Source organism: Olivibacter sp. EAT-5 (genome assembly GCF_044784325.1).
Classification (GTDB): Bacteria; Bacteroidota; Bacteroidia; order Sphingobacteriales; family Sphingobacteriaceae; genus Olivibacter; species Olivibacter oleidegradans.
Window position 1 is genome coordinate 3,008,597 of the sequence record NZ_CP173028.1, and the last position, 25,331, is coordinate 3,033,927.

15 protein-coding genes are annotated in these 25,331 nt (G+C 43.0%); 14 read left to right on the forward strand and 1 reads right to left on the reverse strand.

Annotation, left to right across the window (positions count from 1 at the left end):
* Positions 1-354 precede the first annotated feature (354 nt).
* The 12 genes from ACH11B_RS12420 (at position 355) to ACH11B_RS12475 (ending at position 21,678) form a co-directional block, all read left to right on the forward strand.
* Positions 355-2,016 carry a polysaccharide lyase gene (locus ACH11B_RS12420; protein WP_377612471.1) on the forward strand — a complete coding sequence of 554 codons (1,662 nt, stop codon included), beginning with the start codon at positions 355-357 and terminating at the stop codon, positions 2,014-2,016.
* 58 nt (positions 2,017-2,074) lie between these two features.
* A complete protein-coding gene (locus tag ACH11B_RS12425; protein WP_377612469.1) occupies positions 2,075-5,182 on the forward strand; it encodes a DUF6298 domain-containing protein in 3,108 nt (1,035 codons plus the stop codon).
* 13 nt (positions 5,183-5,195) lie between these two features.
* On the forward strand, positions 5,196-6,599 hold the full coding sequence (locus ACH11B_RS12430) for a glycoside hydrolase family 140 protein (RefSeq protein WP_377612467.1): 1,404 nt from the start codon (positions 5,196-5,198) through the stop codon (positions 6,597-6,599).
* A 92-nt stretch (positions 6,600-6,691) separates the two neighbouring features.
* The gene (locus ACH11B_RS12435) at positions 6,692-7,657 is read left to right on the forward strand and encodes a glycoside hydrolase family 43 protein (protein WP_377612465.1); all 966 of its coding nucleotides are present in this window, start codon (positions 6,692-6,694) and stop codon (positions 7,655-7,657) included.
* 376 nt (positions 7,658-8,033) lie between these two features.
* Entirely contained in the window at positions 8,034-9,893 is a 1,860-nt protein-coding gene (locus ACH11B_RS12440; protein WP_149106303.1) for an exo-alpha-sialidase, read from the forward strand.
* Position 9,894: 1 nt separating this feature from the next.
* Positions 9,895-12,681, forward strand: coding sequence for a glycoside hydrolase family 2 TIM barrel-domain containing protein (locus ACH11B_RS12445; protein ID WP_377612463.1), 2,787 nt, complete (start codon positions 9,895-9,897; stop codon positions 12,679-12,681).
* A 1-nt stretch (position 12,682) separates the two neighbouring features.
* Positions 12,683-15,448 carry a family 78 glycoside hydrolase catalytic domain gene (locus ACH11B_RS12450; RefSeq protein ID WP_377612461.1) on the forward strand — a complete coding sequence of 922 codons (2,766 nt, stop codon included), beginning with the start codon at positions 12,683-12,685 and terminating at the stop codon, positions 15,446-15,448.
* 124 nt (positions 15,449-15,572) lie between these two features.
* Positions 15,573-16,259 (forward strand): DUF3826 domain-containing protein, encoded by a 687-nt coding sequence (locus tag ACH11B_RS12455; RefSeq protein WP_377612459.1) that lies wholly within the window; start codon positions 15,573-15,575, stop codon positions 16,257-16,259.
* 4 nt (positions 16,260-16,263) lie between these two features.
* Positions 16,264-17,397: an exo-alpha-sialidase gene (locus tag ACH11B_RS12460; RefSeq protein WP_377612457.1), complete on the forward strand. Its 1,134-nt coding sequence runs from the start codon at positions 16,264-16,266 to the stop codon at positions 17,395-17,397.
* Positions 17,398-17,459: 62 nt separating this feature from the next.
* The gene (locus ACH11B_RS12465) at positions 17,460-18,797 is read left to right on the forward strand and encodes an acetylxylan esterase (protein ID WP_377612455.1); all 1,338 of its coding nucleotides are present in this window, start codon (positions 17,460-17,462) and stop codon (positions 18,795-18,797) included.
* A 314-nt stretch (positions 18,798-19,111) separates the two neighbouring features.
* Positions 19,112-20,095, forward strand: coding sequence for a sugar phosphate isomerase/epimerase family protein (locus tag ACH11B_RS12470; RefSeq protein ID WP_377612453.1), 984 nt, complete (start codon positions 19,112-19,114; stop codon positions 20,093-20,095).
* Positions 20,092-21,678 (forward strand): glycoside hydrolase family 28 protein, encoded by a 1,587-nt coding sequence (locus tag ACH11B_RS12475; protein WP_377612451.1) that lies wholly within the window; start codon positions 20,092-20,094, stop codon positions 21,676-21,678. Before ACH11B_RS12470 ends, ACH11B_RS12475 begins: the two co-directional genes overlap by 4 nt.
* A gap of 55 nt (positions 21,679-21,733) precedes the next feature.
* Here ACH11B_RS12475 and ACH11B_RS12480 read toward each other — a convergent pair whose 3' ends face one another.
* The gene (locus ACH11B_RS12480) at positions 21,734-22,063 is read right to left on the reverse strand and encodes a hypothetical protein (RefSeq protein ID WP_377612449.1); all 330 of its coding nucleotides are present in this window, start codon (positions 22,061-22,063) and stop codon (positions 21,734-21,736) included.
* Between the two features lie 480 nt (positions 22,064-22,543).
* Here ACH11B_RS12480 and ACH11B_RS12485 point away from each other — a divergent pair, with 480 nt between their 5' ends.
* Positions 22,544-23,572 (forward strand): glycosyl hydrolase, encoded by a 1,029-nt coding sequence (locus ACH11B_RS12485; RefSeq protein ID WP_377612447.1) that lies wholly within the window; start codon positions 22,544-22,546, stop codon positions 23,570-23,572.
* Positions 23,573-24,026: 454 nt separating this feature from the next.
* On the forward strand, positions 24,027-25,160 hold the full coding sequence (locus ACH11B_RS12490; protein WP_377612445.1) for a serine hydrolase domain-containing protein: 1,134 nt from the start codon (positions 24,027-24,029) through the stop codon (positions 25,158-25,160).
* Positions 25,161-25,331 lie beyond the last annotated feature (171 nt).

Genomic DNA, 25,331 nt, shown 5'->3' on the forward strand with positions numbered 1-25,331 from the left:
TACATTAGTTTAATTTTTGGTGATACGCGGCACAATCTTAATGATTGTGTCGCTTTTTTGTTTTTAGATGATAGACGGCGAAATGAGCATAGGATATTGACTAGATCTATTAGCAGAATAGTAGTGTTATCTGCCGATTTTTAAAGCCTTGATTGCAATAACAACTAAATAATTGAAAAATGTCCTTCTCTATGTAATAAATTCGTGAAAGATAATATTGTATAATATCGCGTCAATATACTATAGAATATTTCGTGTCATCTTGACGATATTTGATACTGTATATTTAACCAAGGTTCCTTACTTTCGGGTAGGGTAAACAAAAGCTAACCTTTAAGTAAATGCTATAAACTAATGAAGAAGTTTTTTTTAGTGCTACCCTTTTTTATTGGGATCGTTGCAACAACATATGCCCAATACCCAAAAATACCACAAGATGTCAAGCGGAAGAGTGACTCGATGATGAAGGCCGCAGCATGGCAATCTGAAATTGCTTGGCAAAAAGCCCTGCCTATTATTGAAGAAGAAGCAAAAAACGGGAAACCCTATGTGCCTTGGGCATCGAAGGCCATTGATTTGCCACAGGCCGATATTCCGGCATTTCCCGGTGCTGAGGGGGGCGGAGCCTATTCTTTTGGCGGTCGCGGTGGAAAAGTAATTGTAGTTACGAGCTTAGCAGACAGTGGCCCCGGTACATTGCGGGAGGCTTGCGAACAAGGTGGGGCACGCATCGTCGTATTTAATGTTGCAGGAATTATTCGTTTAAAAACACCTTTGATTATTCGCGCTCCGTATATCACCATCGCAGGTCAATCTGCGCCAGGAGACGGGGTTTGTGTCGCCGGGGAGTCTGTTTGGATTAATACGCATGATGTAATTATCCGTTTTATGCGTTTTCGCAGAGGCGAAACATGGGTTGGACGAAGAGACGATGCCATTGGCGGCAATCCGATTGGCAATATTATGGTTGACCATGTTTCAGCAAGTTGGGGATTGGATGAAAACATGTCGATGTATCGCCACATGTATAATGATAGTACCGGGAAAGCGATGGAGGAAAAGCTTGGAACCGTAAATATTACCATTCAAAACTCAATTTTCTCAGAAGCTTTAGACACCTGGAACCATGCTTTTGGTAGTACCCTAGGTGGCGAAAATTGTACGTTTATGCGGAATTTATGGGCAGATAATGCAGGTAGAAATCCTTCCATTGGCTGGAATGGTGTTTTCAATTTTGCTAATAATGTAGTATTCAACTGGGTGCATCGTTCAACGGATGGGGGCGATTATAAGGCCATGTATAATATTATCAATAATTATTACAAGCCCGGTCCACTCACACCGAAGGACTCGCCGGTGGGCTATCGCATCATTAAACCGGAATCGGGTAGAAGCAAATTGCCTTACGTGGTATTCGGTAGATTGCATGTAGCCGGAAATATTGTTGAAGGGAATGAACGTGTTACCAAAGATAATTGGGATGGCGGCGTACAAATTGAAGGAAAAGATGGAAATGAAATGAGTTTGGAAACTGCCAAGACCTATTTTGCCAAAATGAAATATGATAAGCCCCTTCCGATGGCTAAAATCAGCATATTGCCTACCAAAGAAGCTTATAATTACGTTCTGGAAAATGTAGGAGCAACGCTTCCCAAAAGAGATCCGGTGGATACACGTGTTATCGAACAGGTAAGAACAGGAAAGATAAACTATTTAAAAGATGTAAAATTGCCGGAAACGCAATTTGAACATCGTAGATTGCCAATTGACTCCTATAAACAAGGTATTATTACCGATATTAGTCAGGTAGGCGGCTATCCTGAGTACAAAGGGACGCCTTATAAGGATAGTGATAAGGATGGGATGCCGGATGAGTGGGAAAAAAAGAATGGTTTAAATCCCAATGATCCAAGTGACGCATCGAAATATACGGATAATGGTTATACGAATATTGAGAATTATTTGAATAGCCTGGTAGATGTAAAGACGGTGAAGCCGGTTTTAGCAAAGAATTAAGATTATCGCTGGTTGCGATTGGTTTAATATGGTTTATTGTGGTTTTAGTAGTTGGTTAGTGTGGTCCCTTACCTTTGCGCTCTGCTTAGGTAAGGGTAACACGCTTTATGCCCAAGACGCACTCGATTCGCCGTTGAAATGGGAAAGCAATCAATTAGTATATACGGCAGATAGTTTGGGCAATCGTATTCCTGATTTTTCCTACAGTGGATATAAAGGAGGGGAGGAAGCGATCCCTTTGGTGGAAGCAAAGGCCTTGGTTAAACATCAAACGTCCGATGCAACGGCTACTATCCAGTCGGCCATAAACTACGTTGCTCAATTGCCGCTTGATCAAAATGGATTTCGAGGTGCTATATTGCTTGAAAAAGGTACTTATCAAATTGATGGCAGTTTGGTGATTCCCGCTTCGGGCATCGTCTTACGTGGCAGTGGCGCAACGGAGAATGGAACCGTATTGATTGGCACCGGCACCAATCGGGAAACCTTGATCCGAATTGTCGGAGTAATGGATAGTACGCAAAGCCATACACAGAAAATTAAAACAAAATATGTACCCGTGAATGCCATGGCATTCGAAGTGACAAATAGTAAGGCTTTTAAACCGGGCGATGGAATCACCATTCATAGGCGTTCGTCAGCGGCTTGGATTAAAACCCTAGGGACCGATCATTTTGGAGGTGGTATTACATCCCTGGGATGGAAACCCGGGCAGAGGGATATCTATTGGGACCGGAAGATTACAAAAGTTGAAGGAAACAAAGTTTATATTGATGCGCCTATTACGACGGCGCTGGATCATCGCTATGATACAGCAGCAGTTAGTGTCTATCAATGGAAGGGACGAATTGGGCAAATCGGTATTGAAAATATAAGTTTGGAGTCGAGCTTTGAAGCTTCCAATCCTAAAGATGAAGATCACCGATGGACGGCCATAACAATGGAAAACGTAGAGGATGCTTGGGTTCGGCAAGTCAATTTTAAACATTTTGCAGGCTCAGCAGTTTATGTAGCAGAAACAGGTAAACGGATAACCGTAGAGGATTGTAAATCGACAGACCCTATATCAGAGATCGGCGGGCAGCGTAGAAATACTTTTTTTACCAATGGGCAACAAACCCTATTTCAACGCCTCTATGCAGAATATGGTTATCACGATTATGCAGTAGGCTTCATGGCGGCAGGGCCTAATGCCTTTGTGCAATGCCAAGCAGTACAACCTTTCAGTTTTAGCGGAGCGGTTGATAGTTGGTCATCTGGGAACTTGTTCGATTGTATAAATATTGATGGCCAAGCGCTGCGTTTTTCCAATTTGGAACAGGACGGGAATGGAGCCGGCTGGGCGGCCGCGAATAGCGTGTTTTGGCAATGTTCGGCTGCTCGCGTAGAATGTTATCAACCTCCAACGGCCCAAAATTGGGCTTTTGGAACTTGGGCACAATTTGTGGGGAATGCTTATTGGGAACAATCTAATGAGCATATTAAACCCTACAGTTTGTATTATGCGCAGTTAAGTCAACGGTTGGATGATCGTGCTGTCGGACGAGCAATTTTAATGCCCGAAGAAACGGAGGCATCCAGCAGCCCCTCGGTAGAAGTTGCCGAGGAGTTAACCCAATTAGCTGGCAAGCCCAAACTGACATTGAGTCAATTTATTGATCAAGCTAGTGAACGCACCTCTATATCTTTAAAGTCCAAAGAAGCCAAGCTGATTATTGCGGTTTCACCGAAAGCCGAAAATTCAATTACTTCATCGCCGTCGACTATACATATAGAAAATGGTTGGCTTGTAGGTAAAAAAGGTGTACTAACCGGAAAGCGGCAGGATGTGCAATGGTGGAACGGCAGTGCACGGCGCTACGCGCTGGAAAAAGCCCGCCCACATATCACCCGTTTTGTTCCCGGACAGGTAGGAAATGGCCTGACGGATAATTTAAAGGACGTTGTCGACACCTTGAAGAATCAGCAGGTTGTTGCGTTTGAACATAATTATGGGCTTTGGTACGATCGGAGAAGAGACGATCATGAACGTATACGTCGTATGGACGGCGATGTATGGCCTCCGTTTTACGAATTACCCTTTGCCAGAAGCGGTGAAGGACTCGCTTGGGATGGTTTAAGTAAGTATGATTTAACTAAATATAATAAGTGGTACTGGTCGAGATTAAAAACTTTCGCCAACCTCGCAGAAGCACAGGACATCTTGCTCGTTCATCAAAACTATTTCCAGCATAATATTATCGAAGCGGGCGCCCATTATGCTGATTTTCCATGGCGTACAGCAAATAATATTAACCAAACAGGTTTTCCTGAACCTCCACCCTATGCCGGCGACAAGCGGATTTTTATGGATGCCCTATTTTATGATGTTAGTAATCAACATCGGGCGGCTATCCACCGTGCCTATATCAGGCAGTGTCTAAATAATTTCAAGGAAAATAAAGGCGTACTGCAGTTAACGGGCGCAGAGTATACCGGACCGTTGCATTTCGTTCAATTTTGGCTGGATGTCATTGAGGAGTGGGAAATAGAAAACAAGCAGCAGGCGCTAATCGGGCTGAGCACTACGAAAGATGTACAGGATGCGATATTGGCCGATGCAAAGCGTAATAAAATCGTCAAGGTGATTGACATCCGATATTGGTACAAACAGGCCGATGGTAGCACTTATGAGCCCAAAGGGGGGCAGCATTTGGCACCACGACAGCAGGCCAGGTTGTTCAAACCGAAGAAAACATCCTTCGAGCAAGTTTATCAGGCTGTATCCACTTATCGGGAACAGTACCCTGATAAGGCGGTGATCTATTCGGCAAACGGCGCAGAAAGTAATGGCTGGGCGGTATTCATGGGAGGAGGTTCGTTGGCAAGCATTCCAAACTCACTACCCAGCGGCTTTTTATCCGCCGCTTCACAGATGAAGCCACAAGCAAGCGGAAAGGCGGGGATGTATATGCTGCAAGGAGAATTTGGAGAGCGAATTATTTACGCTGACGGCTTAAACGAACTGGAAGTCGATCTGCCCAACGGTAAGGGGCGATACATCGTGCTTTACCTTGATCCGGCAACTGGAAAGGTTAAGGGAAAACAACACTTACAAAGTGGTAAAAAACAACGAATTCAACTAAGAAATACTAACCAAAGCATTGTGTGGATACACCGTGCTTAACAACCGACATATTATGATGAAATTTAGCAACTATGCTTTCATATTGGCCTTTTTCTGCTTTATGAGTTGCACTAACAAACAGAAGAAAGAAGATTCTCTTCCACGTTTGAAAGTGTCTGAAAATGGGCGTTACATTGTGACGGAGGATGGTAAGCCCTTCTTTTGGCTAGGAGATACTGGCTGGTTATTATTTAGTAAGCTTACCAAAGAGGAAATCGACCGATACTTAGAAGATCGGCAAGAGAAGGGCTTTAATGTGATTCAAGTGATGCTATTGCATACGTTGAAAGCTAAAAATACGTATGGCGATTCCGCACTCATAATGGGAAATGTAGCAAATCCAGCGATTGGAGATACAACCGGGCAAGATAGCACCCAGCTAGCCTATTGGCAATTAGTGGATTACACGGTTAAAAAAGCGGCCGAAAAAAGCATATACCTGGCTTTAGTGCCGGTTTGGGGCACCAATGTAAAAGAGGGCGGCGTAAGTAGCGAGCAGGCTAAAACCTATGCTACTTTCTTGGCCGAGCGCTATGCATCGGCACCTAATATCATTTGGTTAAACGGAGGCGATTTGAAAGGAAGTGATTCAATTGAAGTTTGGAAAACGATTGGAAATACCTTAAATCAACTCGATTCTAATCACCTTATTACCTTTCATCCTCGAGGGCGCACTACTTCATCTGAATGGTTTCATCAAGAATCATGGCTTGACTTCAATATGTTCCAGTCGGGCCATCGGCGCTACGACCAAGACACCTCTGCAAATGAAACCAATCATTATGGTGAGGACAACTGGCGTTTCGTAAAAGGCGATTATCAACTAACACCTACAAAACCAACAATAGATGGCGAACCATCTTATGAGGGGATTCCGCAGGGTCTGCACGATCCGAAAGAACCGAGATGGACAGATAAAGATATACGTCGTTATGCCTACTGGTCGGTCTTCTCCGGTGCTTTCGGCTTTACCTATGGTAATAACTCGGTGATGCAGTTTCTAAACGAAAGCGATAACGATTCAACTGCAGCTTACGGTGCCACAGAATTATGGAGAGATGCTATAAAGAATCCAGGAGCCGGACAAATGCGTTATTTAAAGGAACTGATGTTATCAAAATCCTTTTTAGATCGCGTGCCCGACCAGTCATTATTGGCAGAAAACGGAGAACGCTATGATTACAAAGTCGCAACCCGAGGTAAAGATTATGCGTTGATCTATACTTATAATGGAGGAACTGTTAAAGTTAATCCGACAAGATTATCAAGCGACAAACTGAAAGCCTCGTGGTTCGATCCGCGTACTGGCGTATATACCACAATCGGTGAGATACAAAATGCAGATGGGCAAAGCTTTGAAGCACCAGGTGGAAAGAAGGAGGGGAATGATTGGGTATTGGTTTTAGAGGCGATTTAATTGTTGGTTATTAGTTGTTCGTTATTGGTTATTCGTGTTGGTTATTGGTATTATGGAGGGGAGTAAAGGATAGCGTTTAAACCTTGAAAATTATGAATTCATCACTCATCAATCATCATTCATCATTCATCGTTAATATACGTTCATCATTTAAAATCGTGCTGTTGGTGACAGTGGCAGGTTTTTTAGCCTCTTGCTCTAAGAATATATATATGTTTAGTTCTTTTCATGAGCCGGCGGATGCGGGATTACGGTTGTTGTATAGTGAAGATGCTTACCACTGGAAAGATTTGAACCATGTATTTCTTAAACCTACGGTGGGTACCCAAAAGGTAATGCGTGATCCCTCAATTGTTCGAGGCCCGGATGGCCTGTTTCATTTGGTCTGGACCTGTAGCTGGAAAGGCGACAAAGGTTTCGGTTATGCAGCATCGAAAGATTTGATCCATTGGTCGGAACAACGATTTATACCGGTTATGGAACATGAGCCGGAAACGATAAATGTATGGGCTCCTGAATTGTTTTATGATGATGAGGAAAAGCGGTACATCATTATATGGGCTTCCACTATTCCTTATCGTTTCGAGAAGGGCGTGGAAGAAGAGAAAAACAATCACCGAATGTACTATACCACTACAAAGGATTTTAAAAACTTTACGAAGGCACAACTCTTTCTTGACCCTGGGTTTAGTGTCATTGATGCCGTGATTGTCAAAAGAAAACCGAAAGATTATGTGCTGGTGCTTAAAGATAATACAAGGCCAAATCGTAATTTAAAGGTGGCTTTCGCTGAAAAAGCTTTAGGACCTTATCACGATGTTTCCCAACCCTTTTCAGGTGAAAAAACAGAAGGACCGAGTGTGGTTAAAGCAAGAGAAGATTATCTGATTTATTTCGATTCATATGGTGATAAAAAATATAAAGCCGTAAGTACAAAGGATTTTAAGCAATTTAAAGCGATCGACGACGAGGTCAGTATTCCTGAAGGGCATAAACATGGTACCATTTTCAAAGCAAGCAAAGGCGTTTTGAAGGGATTGAAAAAGGAAGTGGAATAAGAAGGGATGATATGACTGCTTTCGTTGTACCTCCCCGCAGTGACGATACTATGTACGTCCTTGCAAACCGAAGCGATTGGTTATGACGTGGGAGTGAAGCAATCTTAACTATATCGTTTTCAGGTGTAACGATTGCCATAAAAGAAAATTACTATCGGAAAGTTTACCTAAGAAGGTTTTGCTAGGCAGTCACTGGTCGTTAGCGATAAATCCGGCCTAGAAATATCCGGATAGAAGAGGCTAAGGAATGGCAGAAGTTTTCATAGGAGATTTCAAGCCGGGAGTTTTTGGTTACTTTTTGCGGAAAAAAGTAACACGAATTTAAAAATAAGGGCTTTGGGTATGATACCCGATAGTCATTAAAAGAATCTATAAAATGATATTCAAACTAAAAACAACAATATTAGTATTTAGCCTCTCCTATCTACTTCAAGTAGGAAAGGCAGCCGCTCAGGACACAGTAAAATACATCGGCACCACCTTATCCAATGTAGATTACCATCACGGTCAGTTAAGTCCGGCCGTTGGCGTACACAATATTCAGGTATTTAGAGCTAATAGAGAGCACCCTGAATTGGCAGGAGGACATAACTGGACCTACAATCATCAACCCATGCTTGCTTATTGGAACAATCAATTCTTTTTGGAGTTTTTGAGCGATCCCATTGGTGAGCATATTCCACCAAGTGAAAGTTTATTACAGACATCGAAGGATGGTTATCAATGGTCAGATCCCGTGGTAGTCTTCCCGCCTTATAAAATACCCGATGGTTGGAAGAAGAAAGGAAATGATAAGGTTGCCAAAGACCTCTACGCCATCATGCATCAGCGCATGGGTTTTTATGTGTCAAAGAGCGATCGCTTATTCGTGTTAGGCTATTACGGCGTGGCCATGGATGCAAAGGATGATCCGAATGACGGAAATGGCATCGGGCGGGTGATTCGTGAGATATACCGAGACGGTCGTTTCGGTCCAATTCATTTTATCCGTAATAATGCTTCCTGGGATAAAAAGTTATCAGCCTTTCCGTTTTTTACCGAAAGTAAGGACAAAGGATTTGTGAAAGCCTGTGAAGAGCTGTTGGCACAGCCCCTGATGATGCAGCAATGGGTAGAGGAAGCAGATCGGGACGACCCCTTAATTCCATTGAAACGCGCTATTAAAGCATTCAATTACTACCACCTTCCGAATGGGCAGGTGGTGGGCTTATGGAAGCATGCATTGACTTCGATTAGCACCGATGGAGGTAAAACCTGGGCGTATGATCCGCTGCGCGCACCGGGATTTGTGAACAGCAATGCCAAAATATGGGGCCAGCGCACAGAAGATGGGCGCTATGCTACGGTGTACAACCCTTCTGAATTTAGGTGGCCACTCGCGGTTTCCACTAGTGATGATGGTCTTCACTATAAGGACTTATTATTAGTAAATGGTGAGATTTCATCTATGCGCTATGGCGGAAACTATAAATCTTATGGTCCGCAGTATGTGCGTGGAATTGTGGAAGGTAATGGTAATCCCCCGGGGCAGGCCATGTGGGTGTCTTACAGTATGAATAAGGAAGATATGTGGGTAGCCCGTGTCCCTGTTCCGATTACTTCCGAAGTCACGCAACCGATCAAAGAAGTCTTTAGCCGGATGACGGATGGTAAAGAATTAAACGATTGGAACCTTTACAGTCCACTTTGGGCGCCCGTTAAGATGGAGAAAACAGCTGATGGAAACAAGGTTTTGGCTTTAAGGGATAAAGACCCTTATGATTATGCAAAGGCAGAACGCGTAGTACCTGAAAGCAAAAAGTTATCGGTAAAGTTTACCTTGGTCCCACAGCAGGTTGATCACGGACTCCTCCATATAGAATGCATGGATGCAAAAGGGCAAGCCGCTGTACGTTTGATATTGGACAAGGATAGCCTCTTAAAAATCAAAGCAGGTTATCGGGATTCAAAGCTCAGTACGTATGAAAACGGGAAAGCTTTACAAATTGAGTTAAATCTGGATGTAAGCAGTCGCTCGTATACAGTTGCTGTCAATGGTGAGCAGAAAGGAACAAAAATATTTTTCGCGCCGGTAGCTAGTATTAGTCGTGTGGCCTTTCGAACGGGTGAAGTGAGGCGCTTCCCCGATGCGGATACACCAACAGACCAAGACTTTGACCTGAAAAATCCGGGAGATCCGGTGAAAGAGGCGGTTTATTATATTCAAGACTTCAGTGCTGAACCCTTAAGTAAATGAGATGAAGAGGCCTATTGTATACATTTGTTTTCTATTTGGCTTACTCTGCCTTTTCTTCTCTTCCCAAGCCCAAGAAGCGGAACGCCTTTACCTATCGGGCACAGGGAAAGACAATCGGGTAAATTGGGAGTTCTATTGCACAGACGGAGCTCATGCAGGAAAATGGACTTCTATTCCCGTTCCATCCAATTGGGAGTTGGAAGGTTTTGGGAACTATAATTATGGCTTTGATAAAACCGAGCAGGTTGGGAAAGAGGAAGGTTTATATAAATATCGCTTTCCGATTCCTAAAGAATGGAAGACGCAATATGTTAACATCGTGTTTGAAGGCGTGATGACGGACGCCGAAGTGAAGGTTAATGGTCAGTTGGCCGGTCCCGTTCACCAAGGCGCTTACTACGCCTTTAAGTACGATATTTCGAAACTTTTGCATTACGGAAAAGAGAATGTGCTCGAAGTGAAGGTATCTAAACACTCCGCCAACGAGTCGGTAAACGCAGCAGAGCGGAAAGGCGACTTCTGGATTTTTGGTGGTATCTTCCGTCCCGTATGGCTAGAAGTACTGCCTCAACGGCATATCGCGCGCGTTTCGATCAATGCCTTAGCAAATGGTGCCTTCGAATCCTTTGTAAAAGTTAATGGACAAGCTGACCGGATACAAGCACAAATTTATACACTGGAAGGTAAGGCCGTTGGCAATGTTATGCAGCAATCACTGGCTGGTGGTCAAGCGCAGATCAGTCTTAAAGGCCATATAGAAAAGCCTTTGTTATGGTCGGCCGAATTCCCTCATCGTTATGAAGTCATATTCGACTTATATGATAACAACAAATTGATCCATCGGGTTAAGCAGCGATTTGGCTTTAGAACGGTGGAAGTAAAGCAGCGAGATGGTATATACGTCAATGGGGTAAAGATGAAATTTAAAGGAGTTAACAGACACTCCTTTTGGCCCAGCTCAGGAAGGACAACCAGTAAAGCCTTAAGTATCGAAGACGTCGAGCTGATGAAAGCCATGAATATGAATGCGGTCAGGATGTCACATTACCCACCCGACGATCATTTCCTGGAAGTCTGTGATTCGCTCGGACTTTATGTAATGGATGAATTGGCGGGATGGCACGGGCATTATGACACCTCAACAGGTACCAAGTTGCTAAAGGAGATGATGGTTCATGATGAAAATCATCCATCCATCGTGCTATGGGCCAATGGAAACGAGGGCGGCCATAACTTTGATTTAGATAGCATTTTTCTACAAGAGGACAGGCAGCAACGCCCTGTTGTACACCCCTGGCAATTATTCGGCGGGATCGAGACGCAACACTACCGAGAATATAATTATGGCATTGGGAATTACGATCATGGGAAGGATATTGTGATGCCTACCGAGTTTCTCCATGGCATGTACGATGGCGGTCACGGTGCCGGATTAGAAGACTATTGGAAACATATGTGGTCAGAACCGCTTTCAGCAGGAGGGTTTTTATGGGACTTCGCCGATCAAGGCGTGGTACGAAAGGATAAAAAGGATTCCATCGATACCGATGGCAATCGTGGTGCCGACGGTATCGTGGGGCCCTATCGCGAAAAGGAGGGGAGCTTCTACGCCATTAAGGAAATATGGAGTCCTGTATTTATCGAGCGCAGGGAAATTACACCCGCCTTCGATGGTGTCTTGTCCATTGAAAATCGCTATGCCTTTACCAATCTAAACCAATGTTCCTTTACCTGGAAGTTGAAGACTTGGTCGGGCGATGGCCTAGCCACTGATTCTGTTAGTGGGACTATAACATCGCCAGATATTAAGCCATTTGAAAAAGGAACCTTACATATAACACTTCCCCAAAACTGGCGAAATTATCAGGTCTTGTATCTTACAGTCCGCGATCCTTATAAAAAAGAACTGTTTACCTGGTCGTTTCCCGTGCAAATTCCAAAGGAAGTGGCCAGCCAATTAATTAAAGAAGAGGGAACGAATAAAATAACCCATGAAGAGCGGGATAGCTTACTTCTCGTGCATATAGGAGCGCTGCGCTTGACCTTGAATAAGCAAAATGGCCAATTGTTACAGGTGACAAATGGAAAAGGAACGATCCCTTTCCATGACGGTCCCGTTCTGCAGCAAGGCATAAATAACTTTGGCAATTTTCAATTACATCAGGACGGTGCTAAGCTGGTGTTTGCTTCAACTTTCGACACAAAAACAAATTATAATACATTGGAGTGGACTTTCTACCCTTCGGGATTGGTGAAACTTTTTGTACGTTATTTTCCGGGGGATTATTTCACCGATTATGTTGGCCTGAATTTTTCACTTCCCGAGAAGGAGATGTTGCGTGTTACTTATATGGGTAGAGGACCCTATCGCGTGTGGAAAAATAGGATGAAGGGGCAAAGTTTGGGCGTATGGGACAAAGCATATAATACGAGTGAAACGGGCGAGGCACCGTGGTTGTATCCTGAATTTAAAGGTTATCACGCGAATCTATACTGGGCGCGTATCAAGACTAAAAACCATTCCTTTAAAGTAATAACTCCCGATGAAGATATCTTTCTGCGACTGTACACACCTGCGTTTAAGGAAGACCCGTGGAAAAATTATGATCTCGTCTTCCCTTCGGGTGATATCTCCTTTATGCAAGGGATTTCAGGAATTGGGACGAAAACCCAAAAGAGGGAAAATACAGGCCCAATGGGTATGAAAAACATATTTTACGACTATGAAAAAGATCCGAGTAGGGCAAAAGAGTTGACCTTGTATTTTGATTTTAACGAGCAAGAATAACATGCAAAGTAAGCGTTTATTGGTTTTTCTTTTCTGTACTTTATGGTTTTTTCCGGCAGTTTTTGCCGAGATGACCGATGTGCGGTTAAGCGATCTACGCTGTGAATCGCTAACTAATCCATTGGGGATTGATCAAGAGGTTCCGCGACTGAGTTGGCAGCTAATCGGCAGTAAACGGGGTCTGATGCAAACAGCTTATCAGATACAGGTGGCGTCTTCTTTGGATTTATTGAAACAAGGATACGCCGATCGATGGGATTCAGGTAAGGTGTTAAGTGATAGTAGTATACAAGTACCCTATAACGGAGAAAAACTGAATAGTCGCGATCAATGTTATTGGCGGGTGAAAATTTGGACAGATGATGGAGAGACTCGGTGGAGTGAACCTGCTTATTGGACTGTCGGTCTTTTGCGATACAATGATTGGAAAGGTAGATGGATTGGTCTCGATCGATCCTTTGATTGGGACCGTGAAGATCAATTCTCCAGGTTATCGGCGCGCTATTTCCGCAAGGAATTTCAAGCGGATAAAAAGGTCAAACGGGCAATGGTTTATATCATAGGATTAGGCCTGTATGAACTTTATATAAATGGTGAAAAGATAGGAAAACAAGTACTAGCCCCAGCTCCTACTGACTATACGAAGGAAGTAAAATATAATACGTTTGACGTAACCCAATACCTTGGTCAGCGCGGTAAGCATGCGCTTGGCGTTATATTAGGCAATGGTCGTTTTTACACCATGCGGCAAGCCTATAAACCTTATAAAATAAAAACCTTTGGCTATCCAAAGATGCGTTTAAATCTTGATATATGGTATGAGGACGGCACGAAGGAAACAATCAGCACGGACGACACCTGGAAAGTGACTGCGGACGGCCCCATACGAACCAACAATGAATACGATGGTGAAGAATGTGATGCATGGAAAGAGTTGCTTGGTTGGCATCAGGTAGGGTATGACGATCAAACTTGGCTCAAAGCGTCTTTTGTACAGGAACCAGGCGGTATGCCTCGTGCACAACTCAATGAACCTATGCAAGTAATGGATACCTTGCGACCGAAAACGATTCGTCTACTTCATAAGAACACCTATATCGTCGATATGGGGCAGAACATGACCGGTTGGCTGAAAATTCGGGTAAAAGGCGCTTCCGGAACGGCTGTAAAGATGCGTTTCGCCGAATCCCTTCAAGCAGATGGGAGCTTGTTTGTTGCTAATTTAAGAGACGCGAAAGTAACGGATGTATACACCTTACGTGGCGAAGGAACGGAATATTGGGAACCACGCTTTGTTTATCATGGCTTTCGATACGTAGAAATAAGCGGCTATCCGGGGGAACCTACCTTAGACGATTTGCAAGGCTTAGTTGTTTATGATGCCTTGGCAACTACCGGCAGCTTTACAAGCGACCGGCCAATCTTGAATGCGATTTACCAAAATGCATGGTGGGGGATTGCGGGAAATTACAAAGGCATGCCGGTTGACTGCCCTCAGCGGAACGAACGACAGCCCTGGCTTGGTGACCGTACAACAGGTTGTTATGGAGAGAGTTTTTTGTTTGATAACGCGAAGTTATATGCCAAATGGCTGGACGATATTCAGGGTGCTCAACTGCCGGATGGAAGCATTCCGGATGTAGCACCTGCTTTTTGGCGCTATTACAGTGATAATGTAACTTGGCCGGGAACCTATTTGACCGTTGCCAATATGCTGTACCAACAATATGGGGATGTATATGCTATCAGGAAGCATTATCCATCCATGAAACGATGGATACAGTATATGTGGGAAAATTATGAAGAAAATGGATTGATCACAAAGGATAAGTATGGTGATTGGTGCGTGCCACCGGAATCCAAAGAGCTGATCCATTCCAAAGATCCATTACGTCAAACGGAGGGCATGTTATTGGCCTCGGCAAGCTATTATCAGCTGTTGCGACTGATGCAAGGCTTTGCGGATATTGTAAACAATGAGGTTGATAAGCAATTCTTTGAGGCCAAAGCAGCGGATATAAAGGAAGCTTTTAACCAAAAGTATTTGAACAAGAGTTTAGGACAGTATAGTAATAATACGGTGACGGCAAATTTACTTCCTCTTTATTTCGATATGGTTCCAAATGAATACCGAAAGCAGGTTTTTGAAAATATCGTTACCAAAATTACGAAGGAGAACAAGGGACATATCAGCACGGGTGTCATTGGTACGCAGTACTTAATGAGAGGACTTAGCAATCAGGGGCGTGCTGACCTAGCCTTTCAGTTGGCGACAAACACCAGCTACCCCAGCTGGGGATATATGGTGGAAAAAGGTGCAACAACGATTTGGGAACTATGGAATGGTGATACCGCAAATCCTTCCATGAATTCCCAAAACCACGTGATGCTATTGGGTGATTTACTGATCTGGTATTATGAACATTTAATTGGCATAAAAGCAAATAAACCGGGTTTCAAGCAAATTGTTATGAAGCCCGATTTCAGTCTCCCGCTCATGCAGGTAGAAGGGGCCCATCGTTCGGCATATGGACAGATCCGGAGCAGCTGGAAAAAAGGAAAAGATAAACTGCAATGGACGGTTGAAGTACCGGGCAATACAACCGCGCTGGTTTATTTTCCAACAGCAGATCAGGAAAAAATCCGTGAACATGGAGAAGGAATAGAAGGTCTGGAAGGCCTTCGATTTGTGAAAAAAGAAAACAGCCATAGTGTATTTGAGGTGGGAGCCGGAACGTATCAGTTCAGTGTTGACTTGGTTGAGTGATGAGTGATGAGTGATGAATGATGAATGATGAGTTGCCCGTTGTGAGTTGTGAAAAAGGTTTGTGTGACTGAAAGCTGATTGCTGATAACCGAAATCCGATAGCTAATAAAAATAAATTGTAGAGATGAAACAATTAAAAAACATCAAAACCTTAAGTTTCCTGTTTGCTTTGTTGCTATTCGCCTTTGCGAGTCATGGCCAAGATGATGCGGCGCGTTTGGAAAAGTCGGATGCCGAGCAGCTCAAGAAAGCACAGGAATGGGTCGAAAATTTGCAGTTGCACGACAAAACAAAAGAAGCACGCGTGGTGCAGGTGATATCCGGGCATCTAAAGGCCGTACGGGATTGGCACAATAGTCACCCGTTTACGGAGGTACCGGCGGGTATCAATCCCGCGACGGGAAATAAGTTAAGTGAACTCGATCGGCAAATCATTGCGGATAGTGCCATGCCGACAGAAGTTCATCAACAATTAATGGACGGTTTGCGAAAAGATTTGACTGAAGAGCAGGTAGGCACTATTCTGGATAAATACACGATCGGTAAAGTGGCTTTTACAACAAAAGGTTATGAAGCGATTGTTCCCGATTTAACAGCAAAAGAACGGGAGGTGATCAAGCAAAACCTCGAGCAGGCACGGGAGCAGGCGGTGGATTACAAAAGTATGAAGCAGATATCTGCTGTTTTCGAGATTTACAAAACCAAAATTGAACAGTATTTCAATGCAAATGGCCGGAACTGGCGTCAACTATTTAAAGCCTATGTCGATGCGGCAAAGGCGAAAAAAGCAAAGGAGAAAAATAATGGGTAAAAAGATGAAGATTAGTTTATTAACCTTGCTTATGCTTGGTGTATTTATAGGCCTGCATGCTCAAGAAAAACAGCCGTGGAAACAGGGCATCTTAAAAGAAGAGTTTTTGTATGAAAAAGCGGCATTTCCGTCGTGCCATTCAGCAACGATTGCTGAAACACCCACCGGTTTAGTCGCCGCTTTTTTTGGTGGGACCAAGGAGCGTCATCCCGATGTGGAGATTTATGTTTGCCGCTTTGAAAACGGCACTTGGACGGCTCCGGTTTCGGCTGCAGACGGCGTACAGGCAGAAGGTAAGCGCCTACCTACCTGGAACCCCGTGCTCTATCAAATTCCGGGAGGTGATTTACTTTTGTTTTATAAAATCGGTCCAAAACCTTCGGAGTGGTGGGGGATGCTAAAGCGCTCGAAAGATGGGGGAAAAACCTGGTCGACTGCCGAAAAGCTACCAAATGGCCATATCGGTCCGGTGAAAAATAAACCCGTCTTACTCGATAACGGACAACTTTTTTGCCCCAGCAGCACCGAAGGTAACGGCTGGAAAATCCATTTCGAAGTAACACCGGATTTTGCGAAGACTTGGCGTAAAATTGGCCCTTTGGCCGCGAAGGATAGTATTGACGCGATCCAACCAAGCATCCTCGTACATGGTAATCGCACCTTACAGTTGCTCGCTCGTAGTCGCAACCGGGCTTTAGTGCAATCATGGTCGACCGACAACGGCGAAACCTGGTCGCCACTCGAAAAAACAAGCTTACCGAATAATAACTCAGGAACCGATGCGGTAACGATGGCCGACGGTCGCCATGTATTGGTTTATAACCATGTACTTCCTCCGGGAAATCTGGCTAAAGGCCCCCGGACACCTTTAAACGTATCGGTCTCTAAAGACGGAAAAAACTGGTCGGCCGCATTGATACTGGAAGATTCACCCATTAGCCAGTATTCCTATCCCGCCGTGATCCAAACGAAAGATGGCTTGTTGCACTTTATTTATACTTGGAGGCGACAAAAAATAAAACATGTCGTCGTTGATCCAAAGAAACTCAAGCTGTTGCCTATTAAGAATGGCGAATGGCCGAAAGTAAAGGGCTACACAGCTCCTAAGTTAGAAGAATATAAGAAAGAGGAAGATTAATTATGACAGGTCAGATTTCGTTCATATTGCTCATATCGCTGGTAATAAGTCAGCTATGTTTTATGCGATCAACTCGCGCGCAGGACAGCGATCGTCAATACCGGATGCCGCTTAAAGACGTACTGCAACAAATTGAGGCTCGCTTCGGTGTCAAGATCAAATACAACGAAAATCAGGTAAAAGATCGAAACTTAACCTATGCCTTATGGCGGTTTAGACCAACGGTAGATGAGACCCTATCTCAGGTCTTAGCGCCTCTGGACCTAAAAGTGAATAAGGAAAAAGAAGGTGTTTATAAGTTAAAAGAGTACGAATACTACCGTTGGCCTGTGCAAGAAGGTTGGGAGAAACTGGATACGCTGGCCGCTCGATATCACGACAAAGCAAGTTGGGAATTAAGGAAAGACAGCCTTAGAAAAGAATTATGGAACGCATTAAAATTAAGTCCATTACCCGCTAAGCCTGTCTCGAAACCGATAGTTACACCTGTACGGAAAATGGATGGTTATACGGTTCAGAATATTGCCCTTGAAATATTACCGGGACTCTATGTGAACGGATCCTTATATCGGCCAATGAAAGCAAAGGGAAAAATACCCGTCGTTTTAAGTCCGGACGGACACTGGCAAGGCCATCGATTCCGTAAAGATGCACAAATCCGTTTTGCCATGACAGCTAGAATGGGAGCGATGGCCTTCAGTTACGATTTGTTCGGTTGGGGCGAATCCGGTTTACAATTTAAATACGAGGATCATCGAAAGAGCTTATCGCAAACCGTACAGACACTGGGAGCCGTACGTATGCTCGATTATTTATTAAGCTTGCCCGATGCAGATACTTCGCGGGTAGCTATTTGCGGAGGCTCCGGCGGTGGTAGTCAAACCGTGTTGATGGCAGCCCTCGATCCCCGTATTAAATTAAGCATTCCTGTCGTTTCACTGTCCTCCTACTTCTATGGAGGATGTCCTTGTGAAAGCGGCATGCCAATCCATTTGTGTGGTGGTGGAACGAATAATGTGGAACTTGCAGCTATGGCCGCACCTAATCCACAGCTTGTTATATCTGATGGCGGGGATTGGACCGCCCATATGCCTGAGCATGATTTGCCTTATTTGCAAAAACTATACAGTTATTACGGGAAGCGAGAACTGATGGAGAATATCCATCTACCGCAAGATGGACATGATTTCGGTTTTTCCAAGCGGAAACCGGTATATGATTTTATGATCAAACATTTCGGTTTGAACGAAAAAGCCGTAAAAGATAAACAGGGAAATTACGACGAAAGTAAATGTACGATCGAAGATGAAAAGGCACTTTATGTATTTGGGAAGAATGGGGAAAAACTTCCTGGAAATGCCTTGAAAGGTTATGAAAATTTAGAGAAGTTGTTTCAATGAAGTTTTTTCTTAATCAACTTTTCTTGATAAAAGTTGAGCAAAATCAAGACTTTGTATGCTACGTTGCACCTGATTGCAAAGCATTTATGGCGCGTATTGCAGCCGCTTCGCTTCGTCAATCCGCTTGGGTAAAGCAATATGATTGGCTCTGCAGATGCTTTGCTGCTCGTTGCCGCCGTATCCTACAAGGTCGTTTTTCCCACGCTCAATTCCTAAATAACTGTTTGCAGAAAACCTACATTCGACATAAAAATCGCCTAGGAAATTTGCGGTTTGTAGGTTGATGCACTAGCATTGTAGCAAAGTTCCAAGCGATGAGTCTTTGGTTACTTTCTGCGGAAGAAAGTAACACGATTAATAAAAAACAATTAAAAAATATTCAATTCCTACTCATGAAGTTAATTGTACAAACAATAGACCGAAGAAAATTTTTACAGCAAGCCACTGCGGTGGTCTTGGGAACAGCTTTATTACCCAATACAATCTATGCCTCCGCTAAAAACCCTTATAAAATAGGCGTAATAGATTTGATGATGCTGAAAAGGCAAAAAATCAGCGCACTTGATTTAACGCATGAATTGGGGGCGGATGGCGTGGAGGTTGATATGGGTGGTTTAGGTAATCGGGATACATTTGATAATAAACTCGCCGATCCGGCAACTCGGAAGGCTTACTTGGATAAACTAAAAGCGCTGAACATTGAAATATGTTCCTTGGCTATGACTGGTTTTTACGCACAATCCCTTGCTAAGCGCGCTACATACCAGCAAATGGTGCAGGATTGCATTGACACCATGAAAGCGATGCGTGTGAAGGTTGCTTTCCTTCCTTTGGGTATACAATGTGACTTGATCCAATATCCCGAACTGCGACCAGTCTTGGTGGAGCGTTTGAAAGTTATCGGAAAAATGGCGGCTAAAGCAAAGGTAACGATTGGCATCGAGACGGCGCTGGACGCTGCGGGAGAAAAGAAGTTTTTGGATGATATCGGTTCAACCTATATCCGAAGCTATTTCAATTTTTCGAACGCCTTAAAAAATGGACGTGATCTGCATCAAGAATTGCGGATCTTGGGAAAAGATTATATCTGTCAAATACATTGTACGGATGAAGATGGTGTATGGCTCGAAAATAATAAACGCTTGAATATGATAGAAGTGAAAAAAACATTGGAAGATATGGGATGGAAGGGATGGCTGGTCATAGAGCGCTCCAGAGATGCCAATAACCCACGCGACGTACGGGGGAACTTCGGCGCGAATACACGTTATATGAAGAAAATTTTTCAAGCATCATGAGTTTCGTCCAGCCTTTTGTCAGCGCTATATTGCTCTTGGCTTGCTTGCTTCAAGCTTGTAATAGCCGACAAGAAAAAAAGGAGCAACAGGTGCATGCTATCCCTACGGCTCGGGAAGTTGGCGCGGCTCGCATGCCGGATTCAATTGCACCGATAAAAGCACCGTTTCCCATGGAAAATCTGAAGCAACCCGTTTTTCCGGATCAAAGCAAAAATATAGTGGACTTAGGAGCTAAAGCAGATGCCCAAGTAACGGCTATTATTCAACAGGGTATCGATGAATTATCCGCTACGGGAGGGGGAACACTACGCATACCAAAAGGCAAGTGGAAAACGGGACGAATTGCTTTGAAGAGCCATGTCAATTTGCACCTTGAGGAGGGTGCGGAGCTATATTTTAGTGGAGAGATCAACGATTATTTACCCGTTGTCTTCACGCGTAATGAAGGTGTGGAAGTGATGTCTTTAGGCGCCTGTATTTACGCAAATAATCAAGAAAATATCGCTATTACGGGTAAGGGACGGCTCATAGGGCCTGCAGAAGGATCCGTTCGGAAACAAATTATGACCCACGATGTAATTGAAAATGTTGTTCCACATGATAAACCAGTAGCCGAACGTATATACGACGGGAAGGACGGAAGTTTTATTTTTCCTCCCATGTTTATCGCTCCTATTAACTGCAGGGATGTACTTATTGAAGGAGTCCGACTTGAGCGCACTGCCTTCTGGAATATTGTACCGCAATATTGCGATCGGGTCATTATAAGAGGGGTAACGATTCACTCGATTGGCATCCCAAGAGGTGATGGTATCGATGTTGAATCGTCGACGAATGTACTAATCGAATACTGCACGTTGCAGACCGGTGACGACTGCTTGGCGATGAAAGCAGGGAGAGGCTGGGACGGATTGCGCGTTAATAGGCCTACCGAAAATGTGGTGGTACGCTATTGTCTGGCAGAAAAGGGGCATGGCGGGATTACCATTGGAAGTGAGACCGCTGGTATGATTCGTAAATTATATGTACACGATTGTGTTTTTAACAACGAAGGAAATGGCATCCGTTTTAAAACAAGAAGACCGCGAGGAGGTGGTGGAGAGCAGTTGTTTTATGATCGCATTCGCCTACGTGTAGGGGAAACAGCGCTGCGATGGGATATGTTGGGAAGTGCTGTCCATGTGGGAGCGGCTGCAGATCGTTCTCAGAAAGTTGAGCTTAATGAACTAACGCCCCATTTTCGGGATATTCAGATCAGTAATCTAATCGTTGAAGATGCTTCACACTTTGTTCGAATAGATGGTATCCCGGAAGCTCCGTTGGAAAAAGTAGAAATTCGTCAGGTGAGAGCCAAGACTGAAAGGCTTTTTGATATAAAGGATGCCAGGCACATAGCTATTGAAAACGCAAAGTTGGTTAGTCAAGACTCAATGGTCCATCTGGTAAATACACAAGATATTACCTTTAGCAAGGTTGACTTCGATATTCCTGCCAAGAAAGTTTATCAGCATATTGCAGCAGATGGTGGTGATTCGGTTATTTTGAAAGATATCCGATATACGAAAATAGAGGGGGAAGAATAGGTATCCGGATTTCGAAGTTGCCGGTAAGATGGTTATAACTAGGGATTAATTTGAGCTAGTCGTTCAAATCTTTCAATAGATCCATTAATTCTTTGTCAGATAGGCTTTCTTTCTCCGATTTGTCATAAATAGAAAGCAAATAAACTGATTCGTAGGTGATTCGAACACGTGTTATAGGCCTTGCACCACCTGATTTATCTTTCCCTTTACTTTTGATGGCAATTCGGATTTTAAAACAGTCTTTACCTAAACTTATTCCTTGTTTAGGATGCTCTTCCAACGTTTTTATGAAAGCAATAATGTATACATTTGCAGATCGATGTTTTCTACAAAGTATTTTGAATTCACGTTCAAAAAGAGGAGTAGTGTAAAGTTTATAGCTCATCCACTAGCGAATCAAAAGTCTTGAGTTTAATTTTGCTTTTGGGTGTGTCAGTTTTCATTCCTGAGGTTTAAAAACTCATCACTTTCTACTAAACTTTTTTATCTAAAGTTTTTTTGTATAATCCAATAAAGCTGTTTAGCTCAATATTGTCGTTCATGAAGTTGCTTTCTACCAACAAAGTGTCTTAATTTCGAACATATGGAGTCGCAAACAGCTGCTATACTCAAATTAACAATTCATTTAAATTTTTATTAAACTAAAGATATTTATTTTAAGTTGCTGGATTGCAGCGTTGCTGGAGTCTCTTGTAAACAGTAACATAAAGCCTATGCCCTTGCTATTCTTGTTAAGAAATCGTTAAGTATTTAAATGCTAATAATTCTAATAATTGCATAATCTCTTGTGTGCAAATAATCATTTAAAAATAAAGCGTAAAACATAAAAAAACTTTTATCTTTAAAAAAAATTAATTGTGAAAATATGAAGAATACTTCCTTTTTTTATTATGTTTTAATTGGTTTACTGACATTTTCATGTTCTAAGGAGTCTTTAAAAGAAGAGTCAGTAGCAACTTCTTTGACAAATACGGTCACAAAGCTCACACTTACGCGAAGTGATTTTATGTTAGGAGTTAATGGACATCCTCTCAACCAAGCTGCTTATAACACGCCTGCATATAAGCAAATCGACCTTCTCGAAAAGCTCAATATGGGTGTTTACCGAATCGACGTTCCCTTCTCGTCCAGTACTGGCCAAATCTCTAATTTGAGCGCTTACGCACGAATTAAAAGTTCCGCAGATTCTGCGGGAATTACATTACTTCCTATGGTGCCTACAGCTACCTTAAATTTCACAGGAACGGAAACTGCGGCTTATCAAAGCGGCTATACAAGAGCATTTAACTTTGGGAGTCAATATAAAAACGACTTTAAATACTATAATTTAGGAAATGAGTTGGACAATGAATGTATCAAAACCGGCACTGGCAGAAATGAGTCTGATTACGATTCGGTTAAGTTTAAAATAATCGCAGCGCATCTGAAAGGCATGGACGAAGGTATTAAAGCGGCGGATCCTGATGCCGAGACGATGGTCGTAGCGGGATGGTTACATTACAAATATCTCCAAATGCTCGAAGACTATGGTGTTAACTTTGATATTGTCGCTTATCATTGGTACGATAACATGGAAACCAATGCTGCCGGATCACCATATTTCATCCCAGATATTACACAATATATATCTTCAAAATTCACCAAACCAATATGGTTTACTGAGACAGGTTCAAAAAATTCTGGGACCGATCCGGATAGTGTACAACGTAACTTTTTGAACAGCTTTTTGGCCAAATGCCAAAACAACCCACAAGTTAAAGCGGCTATCATATACGAATTGTTTGATCAGCCTCTTAGGGCGGGGAATGAAGCGAATTATGGACTATACCGTTGGATAACACCATATACTTCCTATGCACCAAAGCTTTGGGCGCAAGAACACGAAACTCCTTAATTTGGAAACACTTATGAATGAAGCAAAAGAAGGGGCTGTTTGTCTTAGACAGTCTCCTCCTTTTGTTTAGACGGTTTTATCCTACACTCTAACTTTTGCAAACGTTAAATTTTACATTTCCGACCTGACTCCAGGCTTAGGATAAATTAACAAGCGTGTGATGCAACTTGCAATTACCCCTTCCTCTGTATCGCTGCCTAAGCTGTTACTGCCTAAACGAAATGAACCTAAGCTTCCCAAGCGAACAATATAACTACGTGCGATATTTTGGGGATTTCGCGAACGAGACTCTGTAATACTGCACAAACATCTGCTTCGGTACTGAGAAGGGATTCAATAACCTACGTTCTTCATGCAATTTTTTCATCAATATTGAGCGATTTTTTTTAATTTACAAACGTTACAATAGACCAGTAATAAATAGGTTGACGCAATCTTCATATTTTAGCAATTGATGAAAAAAATCGTTTTATTCCTCCTGTCGTTATGCCTCTTGCCGTCGGCTAATGCTCAGAAAAAACAAGTAGCAAAAGAGCTAAAAGCAATAATGGCAAAGTATGAGGCCGTCGGCCTATCGGTTGCAGTGCTAAAAGGTGAAAAAATCGTGTATAACCAATCGTTTGGTTTTAAGGACCTCACTACAAAAGAAAAAATCCGGAATCATGATATTTTCCGTATTGCCTCCATTTCCAAATCATTTACGGCGACATCTTTAATGCAATTGGTGGAAGCGGGTAAATTATCCTTGGATGATGATGTAAGTAATCTTATTGGTTTTAAGGTGAGAAACCCACGTTTTCCGGATAGGAAAATCAGTTTAGAGATGATCCTTTCTCATCGTTCCAGCTTGAGTGATAAAAATGGTTATTTTACCTTGGATGTGCTGAATCCGGACAAAAATGCGGAATGGGAAAAATGTTATCATGATTATGCACCAGGAGAGGGCTATCAATATTGTAATCTAAACTTTAATCTTGCCGGTACTATTTTGGAAAAAATATCCGGACAGCGGTTTGACCAATATGTGAAGACGCATATTCTTGATCCGTTAAATTTGTATGGAGGGTATTGGGTTGATGGTTTAGACAGTACCTGCTTTGTTAAATTATACGAATATGATACGGCAGGATTCAAATTAGCTGTTGATGCTTATGCTCCGAGAAGGAAAGAAATAGCTGTTTATCAAACGGGAGTAAGTACGCCGATTTTTTCTCCTACAGGAGGGATGAAAATATCAGCTAGGGATTTGGCCCTATATATGGGTATGCATATGTATTATGGAACTTTTAAAGGAAAACAGCTCATCACAGCGGCCAGTTCTCGCCGCATGCAAACGGTTTTGGATCCAAGTAGCGGTTATGGATTAGCCTTACTATCTACAAAAACAGTCCTTCCGGGAAAAACCTTGCTTGGGCATACGGGATCCGCTTACGGCTTATACAGTGCTATGTTTTTCGACCCTGCTAAAAAATATGGTTTTGTAGTGATTACCAACGGTTGCAATACAACGGACCTAGATGCGCCGGATAAACTTCGAAACGATTGTATTGCTAGTTTATATCGTTATTTTATTTCCGATGTGTGGTAATCAAGTAATTAAACAGTGCCTCCTAAAAATCCAAGTGCGGTACCCAGGGATTATCTTCGGTGAACTCTCGTTAGTCGGTTTCACCTTTAACATGTAGATGGAGGCGAATTCCCCGAGTCAAGAAGAACACTATGTAAAAAACAAAAATTTACAATTTCAAAACCAGATCGC